The organism is Sphingomonas sp. (assembly GCF_031361285.1).
Classification (GTDB): domain Bacteria; phylum Pseudomonadota; class Alphaproteobacteria; order Sphingomonadales; family Sphingomonadaceae; genus Sphingomicrobium.
Genome location: NZ_JANMCO010000072.1, coordinates 47,324 through 57,565, shown reverse-complemented (window position 1 = coordinate 57,565; position 10,242 = coordinate 47,324). Strand labels below are relative to the sequence as shown.

Genomic DNA, 10,242 nt, shown 5'->3' with positions numbered 1-10,242 from the left:
CGCCGAGGCGCCGTCCGGGTCCCACCAATCGCCGGCCATCGCCCCAAAGTGCGCGGCCTCCTCGGCCAGGATGCTTGTCTTCGCCATGCGCGCTTCCTAACAGGACCGCGCCTTTCACCCAAGGAGCCGCATGCCCCGTATCGTGATGAAATTCGGCGGCACGTCGATGGCCGGGATCGAGCGCATCCGCCACGTCGCCGAGCGGGTGCGGCGCGAAGCGGCCGACGGTGCCGAAGTGCGGGTCGTGGTGTCGGCGAGGGCCGGCGAGACCGACCGGCTGGTGCAATTGTGCCGCGAAGCGACCGCGCTCCACGATTCGACCGAATATGATGTGGTCGTGGCCAGCGGCGAGCAGGTCACTGCCGGGCTGCTGGCGATGACGTTGCAGAACATGGGCGTGAACGCGCGCAGCTTCATGGGCTGGCAGCTGGTGCGGGCGTCGGGCGTCCACGGCAACGCCCGCGTCGATGCGGTTGAATCCGGCATGTTGGACGATGCGCTGAAAAGCGGCATTGTCGCGGTAATCCCCGGCTTCCAAGGCATGTCTGACGACGGTCGCCTGGCGACGCTCGGCCGCGGCGGATCGGACACGTCGGCGGTCGCCATCGCCGCCGGGGTCAAGGCCGACCGTTGCGACATCTACACCGACGTCGACGGCGTCTACACCACCGACCCGCGCATCGTGCCGAAGGCGCGCAAGCTGGATGCCATCACTTTCGAGGAGATGCTCGAGCTCGCCGGGGTCGGCGCCAAGGTGCTGCAGACCCGGTCGGTCGGGCTTGCAATGCGCGAGAATTTGCCGCTCCGCGTGCTGTCGGCGTTCGAGGACAAGCCCGGGACGCGCGTCGTGGCTCAGCTTTCAGGAGCGGACATGGAGAGAAACCAGATCGCCGGGATCGCCGCCGACAAAAACGAGGCGCGAGTCACGTTGACCGGCATCGCCGACGCGCCGGGCATGGTCGCGCAGGTCATCAGCCCGCTCGCCGACGCCGGCATCCTGGTCGACATGATCGTCCACGCGGCGACCCCCAACAGCGGGTCGAGCGACCTCACCTTCACCGTCCCGCGCGCCAGCCTGTCGCAGGCGATTGCGGTGATCGAGCAGCGCAAAGGCACGATCGGTTTTGCCGAGCTGATTCACGACGACGCGGTCGCCAAGGTCAGCATCGTCGGCGTCGGCATCCGCTCCAACCCGGGCCTTGCGTCGAAAATGTTCGAGACGCTGGCTGAGCGCAAGATCAACCTGCTCGCTGTCTCTTCGAGCGAGATCAAGGTCAGCGCCTTGATCGCCGAAGCCGAGCTCGATCTCGCCGTGCGGGTGCTGCACACCGCCTTCGGGCTGGACGCCGACGCATGAGCCGCGGCCATAAGCGCTTGAAGCAATTGATGCACCGCGGCACCGCGTTCCTCGGCTGCGACATCGCCATCATGGGCGGGGCAATGAGCTGGCTTAGCGAACGCCATCTGGTCGCGGCCATTTCCGACGCCGGCGGCTTCGGCGTCATCGCTTGCGGGGCGATGTCGCCCGACCTGCTCGACACCGAGATCGCGGAAACCAAAAAGCGCACGGCCAAGCCGTTCGGCGTCAATTTGATCACCATGCACCCGCAATTGAACGAGCTGATCGACACCTGCACCAGGCATCAGGTGACTCACGTCGTCCTCGCCGGTGGGCTCCCGCCAAGCGGCTCGATCGACCGCATCAAATCGGGCGGGGCCAAGCTCGTCTGCTTCGCCCCCGCCCTCAGCCTCGCCAAGAAATTGATGCGCTCGGGCGCCGACGCTTTGGTCATCGAGGGCATGGAAGCCGGTGGCCACATCGGCCCGGTGTCGACTTCGGTGCTGGCGCAGGAGATACTGCCCCACGTCGCCCACGACATCCCGGTGTTTGTCGCCGGTGGCATCGGCCGCGGCGAAGCGATCGCCGCATACCTCGAGATGGGCGCGGTCGGGGTTCAACTGGGCACCCGCTTCGTTTGCGCGACCGAAAGCATCGCCCACGCCAATTTCAAGAAGGTCTTCATCCGCGCCTCGGCCCGCGACGCCATCCCGAGCGTCCAGATCGATCCGCGCCTGCCGGTAATTCCGGTCCGCGCCTTGAAGAACCGTGAGATGGAGAATTTCGCCGCCAAACAGCGCGAGGTCGCGCAAAAGCTCGACGACGGGGTGATCGCCATGGCCGAAGCGCAGCTGCAGATTGAGCATTATTGGGCCGGCGCGCTCCGCCGCGCCGTCATCGACGGCGACGTCGAAACGGGATCGGTGATGGCTGGGCAGTCGGTTGGCATGGTGACGCGCGAGAAACCGGTCGCCGAAATCATTAAAGAGCTCGCCGACGAAGCCGCCGCGGCGCTAGAGAGCCGGGGCTAAATGCGAACGCACGCTAACCGCCCCAACGAGTCGCAAGCGACCCGTTGGGGCGGTTATTTGATTCATACGGCGTGATTGCAGGCGGTCGCCCGCCGGCTATTAGGCGTCGGCCGACTTCAGGTTGGTGGCCCTCATCTTCCCACGCTCGTCCTGTTCGATGTCGTAGGACAGCCGCTGATTCTCGTTCAGCGTGCTCATGCCGGAGCGCTCGACGTCGGAGATATGGACGAATGAGTCCGCTCCGCCGTCTTCAGGCTGGATGAAGCCGAAGCCTTTTTGTTGGTTGAAAAACTTTACCGTGCCGATCGGCATATCAATGCTCCTTCTCTTCTAAAAATTCGAGGATCGAAGTTTCTTGGCTTTGGCCAGCGCAGAATAGTTCCCAGCGGGCAACCCCTAACTTTCGCTCAACGCCCGATGCACAGCTTCGGTTCACCCGCAACTCCGTTCGAGGCCCCCCTTCTACCGATGGCGGACGTCACCGCAACTATCCGCGAGCCGATTGGCGCCGCGCGGCCCCATCTGATAGCGGTCCGGGGATGCCGCAAGCCGCCGCCACGTCCGCCCGCGAAATCCTCACCGGGCTGCACGAGGTGATGGCCGCGCGTGGTAATGCGCAGTCCAAGCTCGATCGCGTCGTCGACCTGATCGCCGAGGCGATGACCAGCGAAGTCTGCTCGATTTACTTGCTGCGTGACAACAAGCTTGAGCTGTACGCCACCCATGGACTTCGGAAAGAAGCGGTCCATGTCACTCGCCTGGCAATGGGTGAAGGACTGGTCGGCGCCATTGCAGAGGAAGGCCGCATCCTCAACCTCGCCGAGGCCGCCAGCCACCCCCAGTTCGTTTACCGGCCCGAAACTGGTGAGGAGAGTTTTCACAGCTTTGCTGGCGTGCCGATCATCCGATTGGAAAACCCGATCGGCGTGCTGGCGGTGCAGCATGCCGACCCGCGCCGCTACGAAGAGGTCGAGATCGAAGCGCTGCAGACGGTGGCGATGGTGCTGTCGGAAATGATCGCCGCCGCCCGGCTGGTCGACGGCGCGCGCCGCGGCCGCATGCGCAGCGCCGGCCCACTGCGCCTGTCCGGGCTCAAGCTGGTCGCCGGCATGGCCAAGGGCGAAGCCGTGTTTCACCAGCCGCGAGTGATCGTCGAGCACACCGTCGCCGAGGATACCGAGGCCGAGCGGGCGCGAGTTTACGCCGCCTTCCGCCGGATGCGCGAACAGATCGACACCATGACCAAGGAAGCCGAATTCGGCACCGTCGGCGAGCATCAGGAGATCCTCGAGACCTATCGCATGTTCGCTTACGACGAGGGCTGGTCGCGGCGAATCAACGAAGCAATCGACAGCGGCCTGACCGCCGAAGCGGCGATCGAGCGCGTCCAGCAACGCACCCGGTCGCGGATGCGGGAAATCGACGATCCTTTGCTCCAGGAGCGGATGCACGACCTCGAGGATTTATCGAACCGGCTGTTGCGCATCGTCTCGGGACGGATGGGCACCGCCGCCCAGACCGGACTGACCCGCGATACGGTGCTGATCGCCCGCAACCTCGGTCCAGCGGAGCTGCTCGAATACGACCGCCGGCGCCTGAAAGCAGTACTGCTCGAGGAAGGTTCGCTGACCGCACACATGACCATCGTCGCTCGCGCCATGGGCGTACCAGTCGTCGGTCGCCTCGCCGACATCCGCCATAGCGTCAATGACCGCGAAGTGATCCTGGTCGACGGCGACAACGGCAGCGTCATTATCCGTCCCAATCGCCAGCTGACCTCCGGCTTCGATCATCGCATGGCTTTGAGCCAGAAGCGCCGCGCCCAGTTCGCCGCGATACGCCAGCTGCCGGCATCGACCAGAGATGGCGTTCCGATCAGTGTCATGGTCAACGCCGGCCTCGCCGAAGATGCCGCCGCGCTCGAATTGACCGGCGGCGACGGCATCGGGCTGTTCCGCACCGAATTCCAGTTCCTGGTCTCGGCCACCCTGCCCGGCCGCGAACGGCAGCAGCGACTCTATACCAAAGTGCTGGAATCCGCCGGCGACAAGCCAGTCACCTTCCGCACGCTGGATATTGGTGGCGACAAGGCCCTGCCTTATCTCGCCGACGCCAAAGATGAGGCCGAGAATCCGGCAATGGGCTGGCGCGCGCTGCGCCTGTCGCTCGACCGATCGACGCTAATGAAAGCGCAGGCCCGGGCCCTGATCCAAGCCTCCGGCGGTCGCGTGCTGCGCGTGATGTTCCCGATGATTTCCGAACCGTGGGAATATGAGGAGGCGCGCAGCCTGATCGAAGAACAGCTCGAATGGGCGCGCAAGTCCAAACGCAAGCTCCCGACGCGGGTCGAATATGGCGCCATGCTCGAAGTGCCGGCCCTGGCCGAAATGCTCGACCAATTGCTGCCGCGCATCGATTTCCTGTCGATCGGCACCAACGATTTGACCCAGTTCCTGTTCGCCGCCGACCGCGCCGACCCACGGCTGGCCGAACGCTATGACTGGCTGAGCCCAGCAATCCTGCGATTCCTCAAACGCGTCATCGACGCGGCCCGTGAGGCCAAGGTCCCGGTGCGCTTGTGCGGCGAAATGGGCGGTCTGCCGCTGGAAGCGATGGCCTTAATCGGAATTGGCGCAGAAAGTTTCTCAATCACGCCAGCGGCCGTCGGTCCGATCAAGGCGATGGTCCGCTCGCTCGACGCTTGTGCGGTTCGCCAACGCCTCGACCATTTGCTCAAGCGCCCGCCGCGCAACTTGAGGAAGGCGCTGACCGACTGGGCGCGGCGCCATTCGGTGGCGATTACCTGATTAGGATCGTCGGGTGAGGCCTTCACCGGCAGTTGACACTCCGCCTGCACCCTTCGAAGGTGATCGGCGATGGCACGCAAAAAAGGGCAGGCAATGGTCGAGACGACCGACGAAGCGGTGAACGATCTGGCTGAGGCGGAGGTCGCGACCGTCGGTCAGCGCCTGCGCATTGCAAGAGAGAAAAAAGGCCTGTCGCTCGAGGATGTTGCGGCCCAAACCCGGATCCCCCGGCGCCATCTCGAAAGCCTCGAGACCAGCGATTGGGAGCGGCTTCCGGCGCCGACCTACACCAACGGCTTTGCCAAAAGCTATGCCACTGTAGTCGGGCTCGACCGGGTCGAGATCGGCGAGCAGCTCCGCGGCGAAATGGGCGGCATGCGCCCGACGACGATGGCAGAGGTATTCGAACCCGCCGACCCGGCGCGGACCATGCCCAAGTGGCTGGTGTTCGGCGCAATTGCGGCGGTAGTCCTGTTGGTGGCGGTGATGAGCTGGCTCAGCCAGCGATCGGTCCAGGGATCGGACGAGACGGCCACGGACAATGCCGCGGCCCTCGCCTCGGCCGCCCCTTCCGAGGCTGTTCCTGCCGTCGCCCAGCCGGCCGCGCAGGGTGCGGTGGTGATCACCGCCAACGAGCCGGTGTGGATCCAGGTCAAGGACGGCGCGACGACGCTCAAGGCGGGAGTATTGGAGGCCGGGCAAAGCTTTGAAATACCCGCCACTGCAACTGCCCCCAAGCTGACCACCGGCAAGCCCGAAGGCTTGCGCATTGCGGTCGGGACCGCCGATGCTCCGCCGGTCGGGCCAGCCGCGACTACCGTGCGCAACGTCAGCCTATTGGCTGCCGATCTGATGCGCGGCCCGCCAACGCCTGCCGCTGCCGCGCCGACCGTCCGCCAGGCCCCACCTGGCAATCCACCCGCGCCAGCCACTCCGCCGGTCGTTGAAAACACGACCCTTTAGCCAGATTCATCGCCGCGAAAGCTGGAGTTCCGCAGGGTGACGCAACTGTTCAGATTTGGGAGCACCATGACAGCCACGCGGCTCCGCTCGACGATCGCGATCACGGCCCTTCTAGTGGGCGTAACGCCAGCATTGGCGCAGCGCGAACAAGCGACGCCCGAGCAGCGCATCGAGCGACTCGAAAAGCAGTTGCGCCAGGTCCAGCGGCAGGTTTTCCCCAAGGGGCAACCGGCGGACACAGCGAGTTTTTCCGATGAGCCGGCGGCGACCCAATCGTCTTTCCGGACGCTTGACGAGCGCCTCAACGGGCTGGAGCGGCAGCTGGCCGACGTCTTGCGCCAGTCAGAAGAGAATGGCCATCGCGTCGTGGTCATGGAAACCGAGCTTGGACAACTGCGGTCGGACCAGGAACAAAGGATCGGTGCGCTCGAACGGGCCGCCGCTGCCGCAACCCAGGTTCCAGTGTCGGTGCCAGTCGCGGAACCGGCCGAGCTCGTCCAGAAACCCAAACCCCTGGTTACGACAGGCCAGAAACCCGCACCGGCGCAGCCAGTTGCGACCATTGCCCTCGACCCCGCCAACGACCCCGCCGAAATTGCCTATGACGAGGGCTTCCAGCTGTGGCGGGCGGAGAAATATGACGCGGCGATTGCGTCGCTCAAGGCATTCAGTTCTGCTTATCCCAAGCATCGTCGGACAAGCTGGGCCAATAATCTTGCCGGGCGCGCCTTGCTCGACAAGGGCGAACCGCGCGCGGCGGCCGAAGCGCTGCTGGCCAATTATCGCTCCAACCCGAAGGGCGAGCGGGCGCCCGACAGCCTCTATTATCTCGGTCAGGCGCTGATGCAGCTCAAACAGCCGACACAGGCGTGCAAGGCCTATTCGGAGCTTGAAGCGGTCTATGGCACGACTTTGCGCGCGGAATTGAAGCGCCTGCTCCCCCCCGCCAAGGCCGACGCACGCTGTAGCTAGGTCGCCATTCCACGACTCGTTCGGGGCGGGCTCGACGAAGCCCTGCCCTTCCTCGATTGCGAAGGGTAAGGACTACACTTCAACACGCTCGGGGCGAACGATGCCGTGACCAGTTCAAAGATTCTCGATGCTGCGACGATGGCGCGCTTCGCCGCCGACCTCGATGCCTTGGTCGCGCCGGGGTCGAAACTCGGCGTCGCGGTGTCGGGCGGGCCGGACAGCCTGGCGCTATTATTGTTGGCTGCGGCAGTGCGTCCGCAGCTCATCGCAGCCGCGACGGTCGATCACGGTCTGCGGCCGGAGAGCCGCGCCGAGGCCGCGATGGTCGCCAGCTTGTGTGCGCAGCGCGACGTTCCCCACAGCATCTTGACGGTCGCCTGGCCGGCACCACCGAAAAGCAACCTGCAGGCGCGCGCCCGCGAGGCCCGCTACGACTTGCTCGGCAATTGGGCGCTCGAAAGCGCACTAGGTGCGATTGCCACGGCCCACCATCTCGACGACCAGGCGGAAACGCTGTTGATGCGGCTGGCCCGCGGGGCCGGCATCGGCGGGCTCGGTGCAACGCGCGTCAGCCGGCCACTTATCGCGAATGTCCAGATTGTCCGTCCATTGCTCGGCTGGCGCAAGGCGGACTTGGCGGCGGTGGTTGCGGACGCCGGGGTAACGCCGGTCGACGACCCGTCCAATCGCGACCCGCGGCACGACCGGGTGCGGATGCGCGAATGGCTTAAGCGCGCCGATTGGGCGGACCCGGAGCGGCTAGCGGCCAGCGCCAATTGGCTCAACGAAGCCGACGAAGCGCTCGACTGGGCCCTCGCCCCACTTGTCCAAGCGCGAGTTACTCGCGACCAAGCGACACTGTCGGTCGACGCCTCCGAAATGCCGCGGGAGCTGCAACGTCGGCTGCTTTTGGCTGCCTTCGCCGAATTAGGCGCTGCCAAACCACGCGGGCCGGAACTCGCCCGGGCCCTCGACACGCTTCGCAAGGGCGGCAAGACGACACTTTCGGGCCTTAAGATCGAAGGCGGCCCAACCTGGCGATTGCGGGCCGCTCCGCCCCGCCGCTGAGTTTCGTTCACCCGCTTCTAAGCATTGGATTGTTATTGGGGCTCGAAGGCCTATTTTAAGGCAACGGCCATGGCGGTCGAGGCGCGAGAGAGATTATGAGCGAGAAGAAACCCGGCAATCCCTGGACCAAGAGCTTGCTGATCTGGGTCGGCGTGCTGTTCGGCCTGGTCCTGTTCGTGCAGATGATCGAAGGCCCGCGCGCCGCTGCCAACCCCGCGATCCCATATTCTGAATTCGTCCGCCAAGTGGACTCGGGCAGCGTCCGCTCCGTCACGACGTCGACAATTGCCACCGGCAACCAGGTCATCACCGGCAAGCTTGCCAGCGGCGAGACGTTTCGCACGCTGGCGCCCGCCGACGCTCAAGTGACCGATCGACTGTTGAAAGGCGGCGTGCAAATCCAAGCCCAAGAAGCCGAGCAATCCTCTTTCTGGCTGATTCTGCTTTACCAGTCGCTGCCGTTCCTGCTGATCCTTGGCATCAGCTTCTTCGTCATGCGCCAAATGCAGAAAAATGCCGGCTCCGGCGCCATGGGCTTCGGCAAGAGCCGCGCGCGCATGCTGACCCAGAAGGAAGGCCGCGTGACCTTCGCCGACGTCGCCGGCATCGACGAGGCTCGCGAAGAACTGCAGGAAATCGTCGAATACCTGAAGGACCCGGGCAAATTCGCGCGGCTGGGCGGCAAGATCCCCAAGGGCGCGTTGCTGGTCGGCTCGCCTGGCACCGGCAAGACGCTGCTGGCCCGCGCCATCGCTGGCGAAGCGGGTGTGCCGTTCTTCACGATTTCAGGCTCGGACTTTGTCGAGATGTTCGTCGGCGTCGGCGCCAGCCGTGTCCGCGACATGTTCGACCAGGCCAAGAAATCTGCGCCGTGCATCGTCTTCATCGACGAAATCGACGCGGTCGGCCGCCATCGCGGCGCCGGTCTCGGCAATGGTAATGACGAGCGCGAGCAAACCTTGAACCAGCTATTGGTCGAGATGGATGGGTTTGAGGCTAATGAAGGCATCATTATCGTGGCGGCGACCAACCGCCCCGACGTGCTCGATCCGGCGCTGCTCCGGCCAGGCCGCTTCGACCGCCAAGTCATCGTCCCGCTGCCTGACATCGAGGGACGCGAAAAAATCCTTGAGGTGCATATGCGGAAGGTGCCGCTGGCGCCCGACGTTGATCCACGGGTAATCGCGCGCGGCACACCGGGTTTTTCGGGCGCCGACCTGGCGAACATAGTCAACGAAGCGGCATTGCTTGCCGCGCGCCTAGGCAAGCGACTGGTGGCGATGGCCCAGTTCGAATCCGCCAAGGACAAGGTGATGATGGGGACTGAGTGGAAGTCGCTCGTCATGACCGATGATGAGAAGAAAATGACCGCTTACCACGAAGCGGGGCACGCGATCGTCGCGATCCACGAAGCCGCGTCGGACCCGATCCATAAGGCGACCATCATTCCGCGTGGCCGCGCCTTGGGCATGGTCATGCGGCTGCCTGAGCGGGACAGCTACAGCTATCATCGCGATAAGATGTACGCGAACCTTTCGATTGCGATGGGCGGGCGGGTCGCCGAAGAAATCATCTTCGGCCACGACAAGGTTTCGTCGGGCGCATCGAGCGACATCCAGCAGGCGACCAAGCTGGCCCGTTCGATGGTTACCCAATGGGGCATGTCGGAGAAACTCGGCCCGTTGCAATATGAAGAGCAGCAGGGCGAAACCTTCCTCGGCTACTCGCAGACCCAGCGCCAGACCATGTCTAACGAGACGGCGCAGGTGATCGACACGGAAATCCGCCGATTCGTCGAGGAAGGCCTCGATCGCGCCAAACATTTGCTCAACACACACATCGACGAATTGCATTCGCTGGCCAAGGCGTTGCTCGAATATGAAACGCTGTCGGGCGAAGAGATCAAGATCGTCCTCGCCGGCGGCTTGATCGACCGCGGCGGTGCCGCGCAACCGAGTATCCCGACGGCTGGCTCCTCGATACCGAAGGCTCGACGCAAGCCGCAGGGCCTGGGCGGCCCCGCGCCAGCTGTCGCCTGAGCCCCGATTCACCTGCCATTCAC

The 10,242-nt window shown here is 64.6% G+C and carries 8 protein-coding genes; 7 read left to right on the top strand and 1 reads right to left on the bottom strand.

Going from position 1 to position 10,242, the window contains the following annotated elements:
- Positions 1-130 precede the first annotated feature (130 nt).
- Positions 131-1,357 (top strand): aspartate kinase, encoded by a 1,227-nt coding sequence (locus tag RMO25_RS07455; RefSeq protein ID WP_309661970.1) that lies wholly within the window; start codon positions 131-133, stop codon positions 1,355-1,357.
- The gene (locus RMO25_RS07450; RefSeq protein ID WP_309661969.1) at positions 1,354-2,370 is read left to right on the top strand and encodes a nitronate monooxygenase; all 1,017 of its coding nucleotides are present in this window, start codon (positions 1,354-1,356) and stop codon (positions 2,368-2,370) included. Before RMO25_RS07455 ends, RMO25_RS07450 begins: the two co-directional genes overlap by 4 nt.
- Before the next feature lie 99 nt (positions 2,371-2,469).
- On the opposite strand, the gene RMO25_RS07445 is transcribed toward RMO25_RS07450, so the two are convergent.
- On the bottom strand, positions 2,470-2,682 hold the full coding sequence (locus RMO25_RS07445) for a cold-shock protein (RefSeq protein ID WP_309661968.1): 213 nt from the start codon (positions 2,680-2,682) through the stop codon (positions 2,470-2,472).
- Between the two features lie 227 nt (positions 2,683-2,909).
- Here RMO25_RS07445 and ptsP point away from each other — a divergent pair, with 227 nt between their 5' ends.
- The 5 genes from ptsP (at position 2,910) to ftsH (ending at position 10,219) form a co-directional block, all read left to right on the top strand.
- Positions 2,910-5,177 (top strand): phosphoenolpyruvate--protein phosphotransferase, encoded by a 2,268-nt coding sequence (gene ptsP, locus RMO25_RS07440; RefSeq protein ID WP_309661967.1) that lies wholly within the window; start codon positions 2,910-2,912, stop codon positions 5,175-5,177.
- 69 nt (positions 5,178-5,246) lie between these two features.
- A complete protein-coding gene (locus RMO25_RS07435) occupies positions 5,247-6,140 on the top strand; it encodes a RodZ domain-containing protein (RefSeq protein ID WP_309661966.1) in 894 nt (297 codons plus the stop codon).
- Between the two features lie 66 nt (positions 6,141-6,206).
- On the top strand, positions 6,207-7,112 hold the full coding sequence (locus tag RMO25_RS07430) for a tetratricopeptide repeat protein (RefSeq protein WP_309661965.1): 906 nt from the start codon (positions 6,207-6,209) through the stop codon (positions 7,110-7,112).
- Positions 7,113-7,217: 105 nt separating this feature from the next.
- Positions 7,218-8,180, top strand: coding sequence for a tRNA lysidine(34) synthetase TilS (tilS, locus tag RMO25_RS07425; protein ID WP_309661964.1), 963 nt, complete (start codon positions 7,218-7,220; stop codon positions 8,178-8,180).
- Positions 8,181-8,275: 95 nt separating this feature from the next.
- Positions 8,276-10,219, top strand: coding sequence for an ATP-dependent zinc metalloprotease FtsH (gene ftsH / locus RMO25_RS07420; RefSeq protein WP_405051857.1), 1,944 nt, complete (start codon positions 8,276-8,278; stop codon positions 10,217-10,219).
- Positions 10,220-10,242 lie beyond the last annotated feature (23 nt).

Bases quoted from the DNA above. Each gene is read 5' to 3' on its own strand.
- RMO25_RS07445 (WP_309661968.1), bottom strand. From the start codon at position 2,682: ATGCCGATCGGCACGGTAAAGTTTTTCAACCAACAAAAAGGCTTCGGC.
- ptsP (WP_309661967.1), top strand. From the start codon at position 2,910: ATGCCGCAAGCCGCCGCCACGTCCGCCCGCGAAATCCTCACCGGGCTG.
- RMO25_RS07435 (WP_309661966.1), top strand. From the start codon at position 5,247: ATGGCACGCAAAAAAGGGCAGGCAATGGTCGAGACGACCGACGAAGCG.
- RMO25_RS07450 (WP_309661969.1), top strand. From the start codon at position 1,354: ATGAGCCGCGGCCATAAGCGCTTGAAGCAATTGATGCACCGCGGCACC.
- RMO25_RS07455 (WP_309661970.1), top strand. From the start codon at position 131: ATGCCCCGTATCGTGATGAAATTCGGCGGCACGTCGATGGCCGGGATC.
- ftsH (WP_405051857.1), top strand. From the start codon at position 8,276: ATGAGCGAGAAGAAACCCGGCAATCCCTGGACCAAGAGCTTGCTGATC.
- RMO25_RS07430 (WP_309661965.1), top strand. From the start codon at position 6,207: ATGACAGCCACGCGGCTCCGCTCGACGATCGCGATCACGGCCCTTCTA.